This window comes from Bradyrhizobium sp. cir1 (assembly GCF_014198245.1).
Classification (GTDB): Bacteria; Pseudomonadota; Alphaproteobacteria; order Rhizobiales; family Xanthobacteraceae; genus Bradyrhizobium.
This window is the reverse complement of record NZ_JACIHE010000018.1, coordinates 100,001-117,602: the sequence shown is the minus strand read 5'-3', so window position 1 is coordinate 117,602 and position 17,602 is coordinate 100,001. Positions and strand designations below refer to the sequence as shown.

General features: G+C 64.3%; 15 protein-coding genes (1 of these 15 only partly in view). 6 read left to right on the top strand and 9 right to left on the bottom strand.

The genetic code is table 11. The annotated features are described in order from the left end of the window. The 3 genes from GGD63_RS29240 to GGD63_RS29230 form a co-directional block, all read right to left on the bottom strand. Positions 1 to 1,875 (bottom strand): extracellular solute-binding protein, encoded by a 1,875-nt coding sequence (locus GGD63_RS29240; RefSeq protein WP_183247065.1) that lies wholly within the window; start codon positions 1,873 to 1,875, stop codon positions 1 to 3. 14 nt (positions 1,876 to 1,889) lie between these two features. Further along, positions 1,890 to 3,791, bottom strand: a complete 1,902-nt coding sequence (locus tag GGD63_RS29235) for an extracellular solute-binding protein (protein ID WP_183247063.1) — start codon at positions 3,789 to 3,791, stop codon at positions 1,890 to 1,892. 211 nt (positions 3,792 to 4,002) lie between these two features. Then, entirely contained in the window at positions 4,003 to 4,557 is a 555-nt protein-coding gene (locus tag GGD63_RS29230; RefSeq protein WP_183247061.1) for a cytochrome c family protein, read from the bottom strand. Positions 4,558 to 4,792: 235 nt separating this feature from the next. Between GGD63_RS29230 and GGD63_RS29225 the strand changes: the two genes are divergently transcribed. Continuing rightward, on the top strand, positions 4,793 to 5,533 hold the full coding sequence (locus GGD63_RS29225) for a 3-deoxy-manno-octulosonate cytidylyltransferase (protein WP_183247059.1): 741 nt from the start codon (positions 4,793 to 4,795) through the stop codon (positions 5,531 to 5,533). A 37-nt stretch (positions 5,534 to 5,570) separates the two neighbouring features. After that, entirely contained in the window at positions 5,571 to 6,428 is an 858-nt protein-coding gene (locus GGD63_RS29220; protein ID WP_183247057.1) for a prephenate dehydratase, read from the top strand. A gap of 88 nt (positions 6,429 to 6,516) precedes the next feature. Here GGD63_RS29220 and GGD63_RS29215 read toward each other — a convergent pair whose 3' ends face one another. Further along, complete coding sequence (locus GGD63_RS29215; protein WP_183247055.1) at positions 6,517 to 7,524, bottom strand: LLM class flavin-dependent oxidoreductase; 1,008 nt, start codon at positions 7,522 to 7,524, stop codon at positions 6,517 to 6,519. 383 nt (positions 7,525 to 7,907) lie between these two features. On the opposite strand from GGD63_RS29215, the gene metF reads away from it, so the two are divergent. Both metF and metH read left to right on the top strand, forming a co-directional pair. Further along, entirely contained in the window at positions 7,908 to 8,828 is a 921-nt protein-coding gene (gene metF, locus GGD63_RS29210) for a methylenetetrahydrofolate reductase [NAD(P)H] (RefSeq protein ID WP_183247053.1), read from the top strand. A 6-nt stretch (positions 8,829 to 8,834) separates the two neighbouring features. Continuing rightward, positions 8,835 to 12,680 carry a methionine synthase gene (gene metH / locus GGD63_RS29205; protein WP_183247050.1) on the top strand — a complete coding sequence of 1,282 codons (3,846 nt, stop codon included), beginning with the start codon at positions 8,835 to 8,837 and terminating at the stop codon, positions 12,678 to 12,680. 287 nt (positions 12,681 to 12,967) lie between these two features. Here metH and GGD63_RS29200 read toward each other — a convergent pair whose 3' ends face one another. Then, complete coding sequence (locus GGD63_RS29200) at positions 12,968 to 13,597, bottom strand: glutathione S-transferase family protein (RefSeq protein ID WP_183247048.1); 630 nt, start codon at positions 13,595 to 13,597, stop codon at positions 12,968 to 12,970. 151 nt (positions 13,598 to 13,748) lie between these two features. On the opposite strand from GGD63_RS29200, the gene GGD63_RS40295 reads away from it, so the two are divergent. Together GGD63_RS40295 and GGD63_RS40850 are read left to right on the top strand one after the other, a co-directional pair. Next, positions 13,749 to 14,027: a hypothetical protein gene (locus GGD63_RS40295; protein WP_246785701.1), complete on the top strand. Its 279-nt coding sequence runs from the start codon at positions 13,749 to 13,751 to the stop codon at positions 14,025 to 14,027. Next, positions 14,027 to 14,218 carry a hypothetical protein gene (locus GGD63_RS40850; RefSeq protein WP_312013439.1) on the top strand — a complete coding sequence of 64 codons (192 nt, stop codon included), beginning with the start codon at positions 14,027 to 14,029 and terminating at the stop codon, positions 14,216 to 14,218. The genes GGD63_RS40295 and GGD63_RS40850 overlap by 1 nt, the downstream gene beginning before the upstream one ends. Positions 14,219 to 14,414: 196 nt before the next feature. Here GGD63_RS40850 and GGD63_RS29190 read toward each other — a convergent pair whose 3' ends face one another. The 4 genes from GGD63_RS29190 to GGD63_RS29175 all read right to left on the bottom strand — a co-directional run. Beyond that, a complete protein-coding gene (locus GGD63_RS29190) occupies positions 14,415 to 15,008 on the bottom strand; it encodes an N-acetyltransferase (protein WP_183247173.1) in 594 nt (197 codons plus the stop codon). A gap of 192 nt (positions 15,009 to 15,200) precedes the next feature. Beyond that, positions 15,201 to 16,706, bottom strand: a complete 1,506-nt coding sequence (gene glpK, locus GGD63_RS29185) for a glycerol kinase GlpK (protein WP_183247046.1) — start codon at positions 16,704 to 16,706, stop codon at positions 15,201 to 15,203. A gap of 326 nt (positions 16,707 to 17,032) precedes the next feature. Continuing rightward, complete coding sequence (locus GGD63_RS29180) at positions 17,033 to 17,425, bottom strand: endonuclease domain-containing protein (RefSeq protein WP_183247172.1); 393 nt, start codon at positions 17,423 to 17,425, stop codon at positions 17,033 to 17,035. A gap of 101 nt (positions 17,426 to 17,526) precedes the next feature. Next, on the bottom strand, positions 17,527 to 17,602 hold the 3' end of the coding sequence (locus GGD63_RS29175) for an SDR family NAD(P)-dependent oxidoreductase (protein WP_183247044.1). The gene runs 698 nt beyond the window's last position; only the last 76 of its 774 coding nucleotides appear in the window; its start codon lies off the right edge, out of view; the stop codon is at positions 17,527 to 17,529.

Below are 17,602 nucleotides of genomic sequence, written 5' to 3'. Positions count from 1 at the left end.
TTATTTCGCCTGCTCGAGCTTGGCCGCCTTGGCGGGTTCATACCACCAGATGTCGGGAGCACCCACGCCGTTGGCGTAACGCGGCAGCTTCTGGGGGTGGCCGAACTGATCCCAATAAGCGAGCCGATGGGTCTTGTTATACCATTGCGGCACCCAATAGCGGCCGGCGCGGAACAGACGATCGAAGGCACGGCAGGCGACGGTCAATTCCTCGCGGCTGTCGGCTGCCATGATCTTCTCGATCATGGCGTCGATGGCCGGGCTGGCGACGCCCGCGAGATTGTACGAGCCCTTGGTGTTCGCGACCTGCGACGAGAAGAACGCTCGCATGGCATCGCCCGGCGTCGCCGACATGCTGAAACGCTGGATCGTCATGTCGAAGTCGAAATCTTCCTGGCGGGCCTTGTGCTGCACGGCATCGACGACGCGCACGCTCGCCTCGATGCCGAGCGTGCCCAGATTCTTGATGTACGGCGCATGGTGCGGCTGGAACGAAGGCTCGTCCAGCAGGAACTCGATCCTGAACACCTCGCCGTTCGGCAGCACCCGCTTGCCGTCCTTGATCGGCACGCCGGCCTCGGTCAGCAATTGCTGCGCCTTGCGCAACAGGCTGCGATCCTGTCCGGAGCCGTCGGAGACCGGCGGCGTGAACGGCGCGGCGAACACCTCGTCGGGAACCTGGCCGCGAAACGGCTCCAGCAGCTTCAGCTCTTCCGGCGACGGAGGCCCGTTGCTGGCCATCAGGTCGGAATTCTGGAACGGCGACACGGTACGGGCGTACGCGCCGTACATGATGGTCTTATTGGTCCATTCGAAATCGAAGGCGTTGATCAGGGCCTCGCGCACGCGAGGGTCTTTGAACTTGTCGCGCCGGGTGTTGATGAACCAGCCCTGCGCGCCGGACGGTGTGTCGTCCGGGACGACCTCCATCTTGACGCGACCATCCTTGACGGCGGGAAAGTCGTAGCGCGTCGCCCAGATGCGCGAGGTGAACTCCTCGCGGTAGAGATAGTTCTTGCCGGTGAAGCCCTCGAAGGCGACATCGCGGTCGCGATAGAATTCATAGCGCACGACATCGAAATTGTAGCTGCCGCGGCAAACCGGCAGATCGGCGGCCCACCAGTCCTTCACGCGCTCGTATTCGATGTAACGATTGACCTCGAACCTGCCGACCTTGTACGGACCGGAGCCCAGCGGGATCTCCAGCGACGACTCGTCGAACGGACGGGAGGCATAATACGCCTTCGAGAAGATCGGCAGGCCCGCGACATAGAGCGGCACGTCGCGCGCGCGCCCCTTGGCGAAGGTGACGACGAGCGTCGCATCGTCGAGAGCTTCCGCACTGACCATGTCGCGCATCTGCACGATGATCAGCGGATGTCCCTTGGTCTTCAGCGCCGTCAGCGAAAACGCCGCATCGTGGGCGGTGAGCCTGGTCCCGTCATGGAATTTCGCCTCGGGCCGGATGGTGAAGCGATAGACGAGCTTGTCGGGCGATATCTGCACGGATTTGGCGGCAAGCCCGTACATCGCGTCAGGCTCGTCGTTTGCCCGAACCATCAGCGGCGAAAACGTCATGTCCATGCCTTGCGCGCCGTCACCCTTCAGGATGAAGGCGTTGAGCGAGTTGAAGGTCTGGTAGGACTGATTGTAGGCGCGCACCGACGGAATGAGGGAGAACGTGCCGCCCTTCGGCGCGTCGAGACTGACGTAATCGAAATGGTGGAAGTCGGCGGGATATTTGAGATCGCCGAACGCCGAAATGCCGTGGGCTTCGGCCGGCCCTTCCGACGCCGCCGCGCCGCGCGACAGGGCGGCGCTGAACGCACCGCCGGCACCCAGGACCAGCACATGCCGGCGTGAAAGCTGCGCCATGCGGGGGATATCCTTCACGATTTCTTCGCGATCCGCGCGGCCTTATCTGCGTCGTACCACCAGATGAACGGGAATCCGGACTGTCCGTATTTGGGCAATTCCGAGGGCCGGCCGAAGCGATCCCAACGCGCGGTGCGCACCTTGGTGTAGGTCCATTGCGGCACGACGTAGTGATTCCACAGCAGCACGCGGTCGAGTGCCTTGGTGGCAGCGACGAGATCGTCGCGATCTCTGGCGTAGATCAACCGCTCAATCAGCTTGTCGACCGCCGGATTCTTGATGCCCGTGATATTGCGCGAGCCGGCAATGTCGGCCGACTTGGATGACCAGAACTCGCGCTGCTCGTTGCCCGGAGACTGCGACTCGCCCCACGAATTGGTGACGACGTCGAAATCCCAGTCGCGCGTCCTGTTCTCGTATTGGGTCGGGTCGACCGTTCGCACGCTGACGGCGATACCGAGCCGCTCCAATGACGGCTTGTAGAACAGCGTGACCCGTTCGAAGCTCGGATCCTGGTTCAGCAATTCGAGGGAGAACTGGGCGCCGGTCTTGACGTCGATCAGCTTGCGGTCGCGCACCTCGTAGCCGGCCTCCTTGAACAGGCGCAGCGCCTCGCGGAGATTGTCGCGCACGGCTTCGGGACTGCCGCCGACCGGATTGGTGTAGGCCATCGTGAAGACTTCGGGCGGCACCTGGGCGCGAACAGTCTCGAGGATTTCGAGCTCCTTGCCCTGAGGCAATCCGGTCGCCATGAGCTCGTCGATGCCGTCGAAATAGCTGCTGATGCGCTTGTACTGACCGTAGAAGATCTGCTTGTTCATCTCCTCGAAGTCGAAGGCGTAGTTGAGCGCACGACGGACGCGCGGATCGCTGAACTTGGCCCGGCGCAGGTTCGGCACGAAAGCCTGCATCACGCCGGAGCTGCGATTGGCGAACTCCTCGAGGATCACGCGCTTTTCGGCCACGGCCGGGAAATCGTAGGCCGTCGCCCAGTTCTTCGCACTGTTCTCGGTGCGCCAATCGACCTGATCGGCCTTGAAGGCCTCGATCGCGACGGTGGCATCGCGGAAATACTCGTAGCGCAGCTCGTCGAAATTGTTGCGGCCGACATTGGCTGGCAGATCGCGCCCCCAATAATCCTTGACGCGCTCCAGCACGATCGAGCGACCGGCAACGAATTCCTTGACCTTGTAGGGCCCGGAGCCGAGCGGCACTTCCAGCGTGGTCGCGGAGACATCGCGCTTGCGGCCCTGCGCGTCGGTGCCCTCCCACCAATGCTTCGGCAGGACCGTGAGTTGGCCCACGATCTGCGGCAGTTCGCGATTGCCCGGCGCATCGAACACGAATTTCACGTCGCGCTCGCCGACCTTCTCCGCCTTCAACACGTGGCTGTAATAGGCCGAGTACATCGGATGGTGCTTCTTGAAGGAATCGAGCGAGAAGATCACGTCCTCGACGGTGACGGGCTTGCCGTCGTGCCATTTGGCCTGCGGTCGCAAACGATATGTGACGAAGGAGAAATCGTCCGGATGGCTCACCGCTTCGGCCAGCGCGCCATATTCGGTCGAGACTTCGTCGAGCGCAGGCGTCAGCAGAGATTCGTAGATGAACGCGACCGCTCCGGAAACCTGGCCCTTCACCCCCGACACGACGATGTTGAAATTGTCGAATGTGCCGACGGCGATCTGGCGCGCGACGCCGCCCTTCGGCGCTTCCGGATTGACGTAGTCGAAGCGCTTGAAGTCGGCGGGGTACTTGACCTTTCCAAACAGCGAAAGCGCGTGCCGCCAGGGCGGCTCGCTCGCCGATTGCGCCTGCGCCGCGCCGATGACGGGAACGCCCGCCACGGAACCGAGGGCGGGAAGCGCTGCGGCCGCAGTGCCGGTGAGCAGGAGATCGCGTCGGGTAATGGCCAAATCAACATTCCTGTCTTGAAGGAGGCTACTCCTTTAAGTTCCCAATATAGGCGAGGTTTCGACGGAATATGTTGCTTTTTCCTCATGTTGGAAGGCCGGACCGCCTCCCAGATGCGGCCAAACGCCCCGATAACGAGCCCGCGAGGTCCGGATAAGGAAACGGCCAGGCTTTTCAGCCTGGCCGCATCTTCCAAGATCGATTCTTGAAGCCTTACTTCGAGGCCGTCGGCAGTGGCTGCGGATGCTCCGATAGCGAGTTCAGGTAGGCGATGACGTCGGCGCGCTCGGAATCCTTGGGGATACCGGCGAAGCCCATCGCGGTGCCCGGGATGAAGCCCTTCGGATTGGCGATGAACTTGTTGAGGTCATCGAAGGTCCAGGTGCCGCCCTTGCCCTTCATTGCAGCCGAGAAGTTGAAGCCGTTACGGCCCTCGCCCCTTTTCTCGCCGACGACGCCATAGAGGTTCGGACCGACGCGGTTCGGGCCGCCCTTTTCGAAGGTGTGGCAGGCGCCGCACTTCTTGGCGGCGGCCGCGCCCTTCTCGACGGAAGCGGTCTGGAGCAGCTTTTCGATCGGCTCGGAGGAGGCCGCGGCGGCGCCGCCTTCCTTGCCGTGGCCGGCGTCTTCCTTCACTGCGATCTCGAAACCCGGCTTTTCCGGCATCTTGGGCGAGAACAGAGCCTGGGCGGTGAAGCTCGTCACCAGCAGGATCAGACAGGTGCCGAGCACAGCACCGATAATCTTGTTCAGTTCGAAAGAGTCCATTTCCGGCCAGGCCCCACACCGCTGAGAAGGATTGAGCGGCCGGGCGGCCGCCAGGACGAGCCTCGGGAGAATCAGAACGTTCCTTATTGTTTCCCCGAGTTTTGCCATTGAGATATCGGTTTGCCCGGGGTCTGGCAACCCGTATAAGCGACCCGGCTTCGAACCCGTCCCCACCCCATTTCTCGGCGCGGAAAACGCTCCGTTTCCAGGCCCTTGAACCCAGGCCCTTGACCCGATGATCGATCCCCGCATCCTGGTGCTGATCCCGGCCCGCATGGCCGCCACCCGCCTGCCTGGCAAGCCGCTCGCCGATATCGCAGGCCTGCCGATGATCGTGCATGTGCTGCGCCGTGCCGAAGCCGCCGGCATCGGCCGGGTCGCGGTCGCCACCGACACCGACGAGATCGCCTCGGTCGTGACGGCCCATGGCGGCGAGGCGGTGATGACCAGCCCCGACCACCCCTCCGGCTCGGACCGCATCCACGAGGCCATGCAGAAGCTCGATCCCGCGGGCAAGGCCGAGATCGTGATCAATCTCCAGGGCGATTTCCCGACCATCACGCCGGCAACCATCCGCGAGGTGCTGCCGCCCTTCGACGATCCCGCGGTCGACATCGTCACGCTGGCCTCGCAGATCCACACCGAGGAGGAGGACCTCGCGCCGAGCGTGGTGAAGGCCATCGGCTCCCCGATCGGGCCGAAGCGGCTGCGGGCACTATATTTCACCCGCGCCACAGCCCCTTATGGCGACGGACCGCGATACCACCACATCGGCCTTTATGCCTATCGCCGCGCCGCGCTGGAGCGGTTCGTGTCGCTGCCGCCCTCCCCCCTCGAAAAACAGGAAAGCCTGGAGCAGCTCCGGGCGGTGGAAGCCGGCATGCGCATCGACATCATGATCGTCGACAGCGTGCCCCGCGGCGTCGACACACCGCCCGATCTCGAAACCGCACGCAGCATCCTTTCCAAATCCTGAGGCGCTGTTACAAGGCCGACCAGGAGCACTTCAAGACATGAGCAAGATGAAGATCGCATTCCAGGGCGAACCCGGAGCCAATTCCCACATCGCCATCGTCGAGGCCTATCCCGACGCCGAGCCGATGCCCTGCGCCACGTTTGAAGACGCGCTGTCGGCGATCTCGTCGGGTGAGGCCGATCTCGGCATGATCCCGATCGAGAATTCGGTCGCGGGCCGCGTCGCCGACATCCATCACCTCTTGCCGGCCTCCGGTCTGTTCATCATCGGCGAATGGTTTCTGCCGGTCCGGCACCAGCTGATGGCGGTGAAGGGGACCAAGCTCGAAGACATCAAGAGCGTCGAGAGCCACGTGCACGCGCTCGGTCAGTGCCGGCGCATCATCCGCAAGCTCGGCATCAAGCCGATCGTGCACGCCGACACCGCGGGCAGCGCCCGCGACATCTCCGAGCGCAAGGACAAGACAGTCGCCGCGATCGCCTCGCGCCTCGCCGCGAATATCTACGGCCTCGACATTCTCGCAGAGGACATCGAGGACGAGGCGCACAACACCACGCGCTTCGTGGTGCTGGCCCGCGAGCCGAAATGGGCGCCCCAAGGCTCGGGGCCGCTGGTCACCACTTTTGTCTTCCGAGTGCGCAACTTGCCGGCCGCGCTCTACAAGGCGCTCGGCGGCTTCGCCACCAACGGCGTCAACATGACCAAGCTCGAGAGCTACATGGTCGACGGCAATTTCTTCGCCACGCAGTTCTACGCCGACGTTGAGGGCCACCCCGAAGACAAGGGCCTCGCCTTCGCCATCGAGGAACTGAAATTCTTCTCGCGCGAATTCCGCATCGTCGGCGTCTATCCGGGGCACCCGTTCCGCGCGACGTTCAGCGAGGCGCAGGATTGAGAGCTGTCGTTCCGGGGCACGCGTAGCGTGAACCCGGAACCTCGAGATTCCGGGTTCGATGCTACGCATCGCCCCGGAATGACGGCAACTATTCCGCCCGCCCGAACGCCTTCGCCAGCAGCGAATACGACCTCTTCCGCGCCTCGTGATCGTACACGGCGGTGATCACCATCAACTCGTCCGGCTTGCTGGCATCGATCAGCGGCTGAAGCTTTTGCTGCACCGTCGCCGGATTGCCGACGAACAGGCGCGAGCGGTTGCGGGCAATCGAGATGCGTTCGGAATCCGTATAGGGATAGGCCAGCGCCTCCTCGACGCTCGGCAGCGGCAGATATTGGCCGCGATCGCGGCGCAGGCGATTGAGGTCGAACGACGTCGCGAGCTTTTCGGCCTCCTCGTCAGTCTCTGCAGCAATGACCGCGACGGCGAGGATCGCATGCGGGCTCGCGCGCCAGGCCGACGGCTGGAAGCGATTGCGGTAATGCACCATCGCATCGATCGCGTCGTGGGATGCGAAATGATGGGCGAAGGCGAAGCCCATGCCAACTTGCGCCGCGAGCTCCGAAGAATAATCGCTGGAGCCGAGCAGCCAGATCGGCGGCAGGACGGTGTCGTCAGGCATCGCCACGACGTTGTTGTAGGGATGACCTGCGGGAAATTCCCGCGTCTCCCACAGGATCAGTTCGTGCAGCCGCTCCAGAAAATCGTCGCCCTCGCGGCGGTCGAGCCGGCTGCGCAGCGCGTAGGCCGTGGCACCATCGGTGCCGGGTGCACGGCCGAGGCCAAGGTCGATGCGGCCGGGAAACAGCGCCTCCAGCATCTTGAAGCGCTCGGCCACCACCAGCGGTGCGTGGTTGGGCAGCATCACACCGCCTGAGCCGACGCGGATGTGTTTCGTCACCGCCGCGATCTGACCGATCATCACGTCGGGCGCGGGGCTCGCGACTGAGGCGAGGTTGTGATGCTCGGCGAGCCAGTAGCGGACATAGCCGAGGCCATCGACATGCCGCGCCAGGTCGATGCTGTTGCGCAGCGCCGCGGCTGGTTTGGTGCCTGTGGTGACGACGGAGAGGTCGAGGACTGAAAGCGGGATCATGGCGCGTTAACGTAGTGAAGGGCGCCGCCGCGGCAATGGGTTGGCTGCGCAGGTCTGGCGTGTGCGGGCCGCGCCTGTGCCCCCGAGCTGCAGCGTTGGGACGGAGGCAGCCCGAGAAACACAATTATCGCACTGCCCACCCCAGTTTGAGCGGCACCAGACTCCTGCCTAACTTCATCAAATATCTAATAATACTAGATAATCCATATATCCGCAAGATGTCCCACACAAGATTGAAAATGGCGTAAAATATCACACCACCTGACGCAAGTGGGCTATTTCCCACTCCCAATGGGCTGTCGACATTACGGCCTTTGCCCTATCTTAGGCTTTCCCAATCTAGACCCGGCGGCCCCGGCGGGATCCTTGGAGCGAATGGTGCAATGACTGATCTGACGACGCCTGCGACAGCCGACCGGCAAGACGGGCAGCTGAAGCGGCCTGCGATCTCCTTCGAGTTCTTTCCGCCCAAGACCGAGGAGATGGAGCGCAATCTCTGGGAGACCATCAACCGGCTGGCCCCGCTCGACCCGAAATTCGTCTCGGTGACCTACGGCGCCGGCGGCTCGACCCGCGAGCGAACCCATTCCACCATCGCACGTATCCTGAGGGAAACGACGCTGCTGCCGGCCGCGCACCTGACCTGCGTCGGCGCCTCGCGCGGCGAGATCGACGAGATCGTCGACCGCTATCACGAGGTCGGCGTCCGCCACATCGTAGGCCTGCGCGGCGATCCCGCCGGCGGCATCGGCACGCCCTATTCGAGCCATCCCGAGGGCTATCAGAGTTCGGCCGAGCTCGTCGCGGGGATCAAGAAGCGGCACGGCGATATCGAGGTCTCCGTTTCGGCCTATCCCGAGAAGCACCCCGAAGCGCGCGACTTCGATGCCGATATCGACACGCTTCAAGCAAAAGTCGATGCCGGCGCGACGCGGGCGATCACGCAGGTGTTCTTCGATAACGATCTCTACTTCCGCTATCTCGATCGCGTTCGCGCTCGCGGGATCAACATCCCGATCGTGCCGGGCATCATGCCCATGCACAATTTCAAGCAGGCGCGCAATTTCGTCACCCGCGCCGGCACGACCGTCCCGGACTGGTTCGCCGCGAAGTTCGAGGGCCTCGATGACGACCCCGAAACCCGCAAGCTGGTGGCCGCAACCGTGGCGGCCGGCCAGGTGCAGAAGCTGGCCAAGCACGGCGTCGACACTTTCCATTTCTACACCATGAACCGCGCCGATCTCGTGTTCGCGATCAGCCATTTGCTCGGCATTCGCGCCAAGAGCGCCCAGAAGGCTGCGTAAGAGAAAATGACCGTATCCGTTTCCGCCAAGCGAACTGCCCTGCTGAACGCCGCGCGCGAGCGCATCCTCGTGCTCGACGGCGCCATGGGCACGATGATCCAGAACCTGCAGTTCGACGAGAAGGCCTTCCGCGGCGAGCGCTTCAAGAATTTCCATCGCGACCTGCGCGGCAACAACGACCTGTTGATCCTGACCCAGCCGCAGGCGATCGAGGACATCCACGCGGCGTATTTGCGCGCCGGCGCCGACATCGTCGCGACCAACACGTTCTCGACGACGTCGATCGCGCAGGCCGACTACGACCTCACCGGCATCGTCTACGAGATGGCGCGCGAAGGCGCCCGCCTCGCCGGCAATGCCGCCCGCCGCGTCGCAGCCGAAGACGGCAAGCCGCGTTTCGTTGCGGGTGCCATCGGTCCCACCAACCGCACCGCCTCGATCTCCCCCGACGTTTCCAATCCGGGTTATCGCGCCGTCACCTTCGATGATCTGCGCAAATCCTACGGCGAGCAGATCCGCGGCCTGATCGACGGCGGCGTCGACCTCTTGCTGGTCGAGACCATCTTCGACACGCTCAACGCCAAGGCGGCGCTCTATGCCATCGCCGAGATCATCGAAGAGCTCGGCATCGACATGCCGGTGATGGTGTCGGGCACCATCACCGACAAGTCCGGCCGCCTGCTGTCGGGTCAGATGCCGGAAGCGTTCTGGAATTCGGTGCGGCACGCAAAACCCATCACCATCGGCTTCAACTGCGCGCTCGGCGCCGAAGACCTGCGTGCCCATATCGCCGATATCGGCCGCGTCGCCGACACGCTGGTGTGTGCCTATCCGAACGCCGGCCTGCCCAACGAGTTCGGCCAGTATGACGAGACGCCGGAATACATGGCGCGCCTGGTCGGCGAGTTCGCCCGCGACGGCCTCGTCAACATCGTCGGCGGCTGCTGCGGCACCACGCCGGATCATATCGCGGCGATCGCCGCTGCCGTCGCTCCGCACAAACCGCGCATCGTGCCGGAGATCGAACCGCACCTGCGGCTCTCCGGCCTCGAGCCGTTCGTGCTGACGGATGCGATTCCCTTCGTCAACGTCGGCGAGCGCACCAACGTCACGGGCTCTGCCCGCTTCCGCAAGCTGATCACCGCCGGCGACTACACCGCGGCGCTGCAGGTCGCGCGCGACCAGGTCGAGAACGGGGCCCAGATCATCGACGTCAACATGGACGAAGGCCTGCTCGATTCCGAAGCCGCGATGGTGACGTTCCTCAACCTCGTCGCCGCCGAGCCCGACATCGCCCGCGTCCCCGTCATGGTCGACTCCTCGAAATTCTCGGTGATCGAGGCCGGCCTGAAATGCGTGCAGGGCAAGCCGGTCGTCAACTCGATCTCGATGAAGGAAGGCGAGGAAAAGTTCATTCACGAGGCGAAGATCGCCCGCCGCCATGGCGCGGCTGTCGTCGTCATGGCGTTCGACGAGGTCGGCCAGGCCGACACGTTCGCGCGCAAGACCGATATCTGCAAGCGCGCCTACGACATCCTGGTGAACAAGGTCGGCTTCCCGCCTGAGGACGTCATCTTCGATCCCAACATCTTCGCGATCGCGACCGGCATCGAGGAGCACAACAATTACGGCGTCGACTTCATCGAGGCGACGCGATGGATCCGCCAGAACCTGCCGGGCGCGCACATCTCCGGCGGCGTCTCCAATCTGTCGTTCTCGTTCCGCGGCAACGAGCCGGTGCGCGAGGCCATGCACTCGGTGTTCCTGTATCACGCCATCAAGGCCGGCATGGACATGGGCATCGTCAATGCCGGGCAGATGATCGTCTATGACGACATCGATCCGGAGCTGCGCCAGACCTGCGAGGACGTCGTCCTCAACCGCGACCCCGGCGCCTCCGAGCGCCTGCTGGCGCTCGCGGAAAAATTCCGCGGCAAGAAGACCGAGAGCAAGGAAGCCGATCTGGCCTGGCGCGAATGGCCGGTGGAGAAGCGGCTGTCGCATTCGCTGGTGCACGGCATCACCGAATTCATCGAGCAGGACACCGAGGAAGCCCGCAAGAATTCCTCGCGCCCGCTCGACGTCATCGAAGGTCCGCTGATGGCCGGCATGAACGTGGTCGGCGACCTCTTCGGCGACGGCAAGATGTTCCTGCCGCAGGTGGTGAAATCCGCGCGCGTCATGAAGCAGGCCGTTGCTTACCTCATGCCGTTCATGGAGGAGGAGAAGGCGCGCAACCTCGCCAGCGGTATCGGCACCGAGAGCTCCTCGTCCGCCGGCAAGATCGTGCTCGCGACGGTGAAGGGCGACGTCCACGACATCGGCAAGAACATCGTCGGCATCGTGCTCCAGTGCAACAATTACGAGGTTATCGACCTCGGCGTGATGGTGCCGGCCGCCAAGATCGTCGAGACCGTAAAGGCGGAGAAGGCCGACATCGTCGGTCTCTCTGGCCTGATCACGCCATCGCTCGACGAGATGGCGTTCTTCGCCGGTGAATTGCAGCGCGAAGGTTTGAAGCTGCCGCTCTTGATCGGCGGCGCCACCACGAGCCGCGTGCATACGGCGGTGAAGATCGACCCGAGCTATCGCGCCGGCCCGGTCGTGCACGTCAACGATGCCAGCCGCGCCGTCGGCGTTGCCTCCTCGCTGCTCTCGCCCGAGAAGCGCGAGGCCTATGCCGCCGAGGTGCGCGCCGAATACGCCAAGATATCGGAGGCGCATCTGCGCGCGCAGGCCGACAAGAAGCGCCTGAAGCTGGCGGCCGCCCGTGCCAACCGCGTGCCGGTGGACTTTGCCGCGAACAAGCCGTTGAAGCCGACCTTCCTCGGCATCCGAAGCTTCGACGCATACGACCTCGCCGAGCTGGTGCCGTATATCGACTGGACGCCGTTCTTCCAGACCTGGGAGCTCGCGGGGCGCTTCCCCGCCATTCTCGACGACGCCAAGGTCGGCGAGGTCGCGCGCTCGCTCTATGACGATGCGCGCAAGATGCTCGACACCATCGTCAAGGAGAAATGGTTCCGGGCCCGCGCGACGATCGGCTTCTGGCCGGCGAATGCGCAAGGCGACGACATCGTGCTCTATGCCGACGAGAGCCGGACCAGGAGCATCGCGACGCTGCACACGCTGCGCCAGCAGCTGGAGAAGCGCGAGGGCCGCTTCAATGCGGCGCTGTCCGACTTCATCGCGCCGGCCGGCGTGCCCGACTATGTCGGCGGCTTCGTCGTCACCGCAGGGATCGGCGAGGACGCGGTCGCCGACCGCTTCAGAAGCGCCAATGACGATTACTCCTCGATCCTGTGCAAGGCGCTGGCCGACCGTCTTGCGGAAGCTTTCGCCGAGCGCATGCATGCCCGCGTGCGCCGCGAGTTTTGGGCCTATGCGCCGGATGAGGCGCTCTCCAACGAGGACCTGATCCTCGAAAAGTACCAGGGCATCCGCCCCGCGCCCGGCTATCCCGCGCAGCCCGATCACACCGAGAAGGCGACGCTGTTCGAGCTGCTCGATGCCGAGAACACGGCCGGCGTGAAGCTGACCGAGAGCTTTGCGATGTGGCCGGGCTCATCCGTATCCGGGCTCTATTTTGCGAACCCCGAGAGCTATTATTTCGGCGTCGGCAAGATCGAGCGCGACCAGGTCGAGGACTACGCGGCGCGCAAGGGCATGAGTGTGGCGGAAGCCGAGCGCTGGCTTGCGCCAGTGCTCAACTACATCCCCTCGCAGCAGGACAAGGCCTTCGCGGCAACGCCGGCGAACGACGAGACGTCGAAAGACCTCGCCTCGCATCCACCCGGCTGCACCTGCGCGGTGCATCTGGTCTGGCAAAAGAAGCGTGCGGGCGCGGGCTAGCCGCGCCCTTCCAAAACAAAAATGCGAAAACAACCCCATGCACAGTAGAATGGGGTTGAAAGGGTTGCAGAATTTCGGTCTTGCCGAAATTGCTTGCGGCGTCGGGCAAAACAGCGGTAATATTTCATTATCGCCGACCGCGCGCCTGGCTCTCTGGCCTCGCCCACCGCAGCCATTCCGGGGCGCGCCTCGTGGCGCGAGCCCGGAATCCATTCATCACCATACGCTGTAGCCCAATGGATTCCGGGCTCGCGCTTCGCGCGCCCCGGAATGACGGAGGAGACGCGTCACCCCTTTGGCGGGGCCAGCGGCTGCACGATCTCCCGGAACGGCGCCAGCGCCTCACAGCGCTCGGCATGCGCGCTGAGCGCCGGATAGCCTGCGGCATCGAAAAGCTGCGGATGCGCTTCGCGCGTGAAGCGGACGACGCAGGCGACCGCAATGTCGGCGTGGCCGATGCGATCACCCAGCCAGTACGGCGTCGTCACCCTGGCGCGCTCGGCTTCCAGCACCTTAAGGACGTCAGCGATCTGCGCCTGGCAGCGCTCGACCCACAACGTGAGCTGCTCCTTCCGCAGCACGCGCTCATAGAGCAGGCTGACCGCCTTGTCGCCGAGGCCGGAGGCGAGCGCGCAGATGCGGAGATGCCTGCGCCGCTCGGCGCCGACGCGCGGCAGCATCGCCTTTGCTTCGCCGACTAGCTCATCGAGATAGTCGAGGATGACAGTGCTCTCGATCAGCGCCTCGCCATCGTCGAGCACCAGCGTCGGCACGCGGCGCAACGGATTGTATGGCGCGATCTTGTCGGCATCGCCGAAGGTCGACCACGGCTTGTGCTCGAAGGCGAGCCCGTAGAGCCGCAGCGCAATCGCGACGCGGCGGACGAAGGGGGAGTCGTATTGGCCGATCAGGAACATGGTTTCTTGCTCTTGTCAGTCGTGGGAGATGGCAGGGCCGTCCAGTTCATCGCCAATGCGGACCTACCGCAACAGATATCTTCGAAGAAGAGCATTGCGTATCCCGCAACAAAGCGGAATCAATGCACGCTCGACCAGCCGGGGTCTCGTCATGCATCTGCGATCTTTCACCACGCTTGCCCTGCTCGCCGCCGCGAGCGTCGCCCATGCCCAGGACCGCCCGATCGGATTTCTGACGCCATCGAAGAACATCGTCTGCCAGTTCTTCACCGACAACGGCCAAGCCGATAGCAAAGGCGTGCTCCGCTGCGACATCATGAACATGGAGAGCCGCCCGCGCCGGCCCTCCGATTGCGAGCTCGACTATGGCCACGCCTTCGAGATGAGCGCGAAAGGAGCCGCGGGCCGCATCTGCGCAGCGACACCGTGATGGACGCCTCGCTGCCGATGCTGGCCTATGGTGAGGTGTGGCAGCGCGCGGGGTTTACGTGCCGGTCGGAGCAGGCGGGGCTGACGTGCTTCAACGCCATGCAGCACGGGTTTTCGCTGGCGCGGGGGAGCAGAAGGTGTTTTGAGGTCGTAGCCCGCATGAGCGCAGCGATATGCGGGGACTTCTCCTGAACACTTCCCGGATGTCGCTTCGCTCATCCGGGCTACGATACGTTACGTGTTGATGTATCGATGTGGAGGGGGAGCAGCAGCACCACGCTCCGTCATTGCGAGCGCAGCGAAGCAATCCAGAGTCTTTCCACGGAGACAGTCTGGATTGCTTCGTCGCAAGGGCTCCTCGCAATGACGGTGGGGAGACAGCCGCACGCTACCCGATGATCGGCACATGCTTGGCCGCATCGCGCGGTGCCGCACCATCGAGGCGCGGGTCGTCGGCGATCTCGATCTGGCGGCGGAAGGGGCGGAAGCCGGAGCGCTGGTAGAATGCGACGGCGGAGGGATGATCGAAGGTGCAGGTGTGGACCCAGACGCGGCGGAGGTCGCGTGACCAGGCAATCTCCAGCGCGCGGTTCATCAGGAAGCGGGCGGCGCCGGTGCCGATCAAAGCGGCGGTGACGCCGAAATAGACCAGCTCGCATTGGCCGGGCTCGCGGAAGTCCAATTCGAGCAGGCCTTCGTCGCGGCCGTTCACCGCCAGTGCATAGACTTCGATCCCCGGCGCGTGGATGATGGCGGCAAGCTCGGAATCGGTCGTGCGGGCGCGCGAGAACCACAGCCACTCTTCGCCGACGCGGCGGAAGAGATCGCGATACCAATCAAGCGCGGGCGTATCGATCTTGCGCAGGGACCAATTGCCGGACGGATCGGCGCGGCGTGCGGGAGGCGCGGTCATCTCCAGATGCGTGACGACGGCGGCGATCTTGCCGGCGGGGACGTCGGAATAGCCGTCGGGGAGGATCATGCTTGGTTGGTCCATTTCATCGTGGGTGGCTCCAAGCCGGCGCCACACACTCCGTCATTGCGAGCGCAGCGAAGCAATCCAGGATCTTTCTGAGGAGGCAGTCTGGATTGCTTCGTCGCAAGAGCTCCTCGCAATGACGACGTGGAGGCAGTTGAGCGCGCCTCGCGGCATCAACGTGGGCTGTGCCTACGCCTACCCCTCCCCCTCGTCGCTCGCCAGCACGCCCTTTACCGCCCTTGCCCAGCCGGCGAGCTTTCGTTCGCGCGTTGCTTCGCTCATGTTCGGCTTGAAGCGGTGCTCGAGGCGCCAGTTGTCGGCGAACTTGGTCGGCTCGGGATAGACGCCGGCATTGAGGCCGGCGAGATAGGCGGCGCCCAGCGCCGTGGTCTCCTGGATCACGGGGCGGTCGACCGGGGCGTCGAGGAGATCGGCGAGGCGCTGCATGGTCCAGTCGGAGGCGGTCATGCCGCCGTCGACGCGGAGCACGACGCTGGCGGTTTCCGAACTCGGCCAGTCCGCGCGCATCGCGGCCCAGAGGTCGAATGTCTGGTAACAAACACTCTCCAGCGCGGCATGGGCCAGCTCGGCGGGACCGGTGTTGCGGGTGAGGCCGAACAGCGCGCCGCGCACGCGCGGATTCCAGTAGGGCGCGCCCATGCCGACGAAGGCGGGGACGAGATAGACGCTCTGCATGGAGTCGGACTGATCGGCGAGCGGTCCGGTCTCGGCAGCGTGCTTGATGATGCCGAGGCCGTCGCGCAGCCACTGCACCGCGCTGCCGGCGACGAAGATCGAGCCCTCGAGCGCGTAGGTGCGCTTGCCATCGAGCTGGTAGGCGACGGTGGTGAGCAGCTTGTTTCTGGAGACAACGGGAGTCGTGCCGGTGTTGAGCAGGGCAAAACAGCCGGTGCCGTAGGTCGACTTCATCATGCCCGGGCGGAAGCAAGCCTGGCCGATGGTCGCGGCCTGCTGGTCGCCGGCGATGCCTGAGATCGCGATCGCGCCGCCGAACAGGTCGGGTGTGCTCTCGCCGAAGCGGGCGGAGGAGTCCTTCACCTCGGGCAACATCGAGCGCGGCACGCCGATGATCTCCAGCAGCTCGTCGTCCCACTGGCCGGTGTGGATGTTGAACAGCAGCGTGCGCGAGGCATTGGTGGCGTCGGTGGCGTGCACCTTGCCGCCGGTGAGGCGCCAGAGCAGATAGCAATCGATGGTGCCGAACATCAATTCGCCCCGCGCGGCGCGTGCGCGAGCCCCGGGGACGTGATCGAGGATCCAGGCGACCTTGGTGCCGGAGAAATAGGGATCGATGATCAGGCCGGTCTTCTGCGAGATCACGGGCTCGCGGCCATCCGCTTTCAGTTTCGCACAGATGTCGGCGGTGCGGCGGTCCTGCCAGACGATGGCGCGGTGCACGGCCTGGCCCGTGGCGCGATCCCACACCACGGTGGTCTCGCGCTGGTTGGTGATGCCGATCGCGGCGATGTCCTTTGCGCTGATGCCGGCGTGCTCGATCGCCTCGCGGCAGACCATCACGGTCGAGGTCCAGATGTCCTCCGGCTCGTGCTCGACCCAACCCGAGGCCGGAAAATGCTGCGGAAACTCGGCCTGCGCCTTCGCCGCGATGGAAATGTCACCGCGAAACACGATCGCGCGCGAGGAGGTGGTGCCCTGGTCGATGGCGAGGACGAAAGACATGGCGGCTTACCTTGGCGTTTCCCTGGAGAGGTCGTTGTGTCGCGCCAAAGGGAGCGGATTAGGACGGCAAGGTCAAGATTGGTCTCGCTTACCCTCCCCTGGAGGGGTCCGGGACGAGCGTAGCTCGCCCGTGGGTCGACCGCGCGCAGCGCGGGCGGGGTGGAGTGAAGCCACAAAAGCGGTCCGTCGCTTGTTACGTGAGGGCTTTTCCGTTCATTCAGAAGCACGGGATCCGCGGATAGTCTGCCACCCCACCCTGCTGCGCATTGTATGCGCAGCGACCCTCCCCCTCCAGGGGAGGGTAAGAGAAAGTGCCGCCTGGACTGCTAAGTTCGGCGATGTTTCAGGGGTGTCGTCTCGGCTTCGCGCGATCCGTACAGCTCGACATAGATGCGTTCGAGAACGGCGGTCAGGTCGCTCGCGACCTCAGAATCCCAGAATCGGATGACGCGATAGCCTTCGTTCTCGAGCCACCGTTGGCGATCGAAGTCACGTGCTGCCACATCGTCTTCGTTGTGGTGTCCGCCATCGAGCTCGATGATGAGCCGCTTGGCCGGGCAGAAGAAGTCGACGACGTCGGGTCCGATTGGTGCTTGCCGGCGGAAATGCGAGCCGTCCATCGGGAGGTCTTTGAGGGCCCGCCACAGCATCCGTTCATGAGGCGTCGTGTTAGCCCGGAGCCTCTTCGCGGCGGCGCGTCGGATTGATGTTGAGACCATTGCTGCGGCTTCACCCACGCCGCTCGCGCTTTGCGCGAGCGACCCTCCCTCCAGGGGATGGTAAGCGAGGGGCCACGTTAACGCAACTAAAGGCTGTCGAGCTACACCGCCGCAGTGGTCACGCCGCCGTCGATGACGATGGTCTGGCCGGTCATGAAGCTCGATGCATCGGAGGCG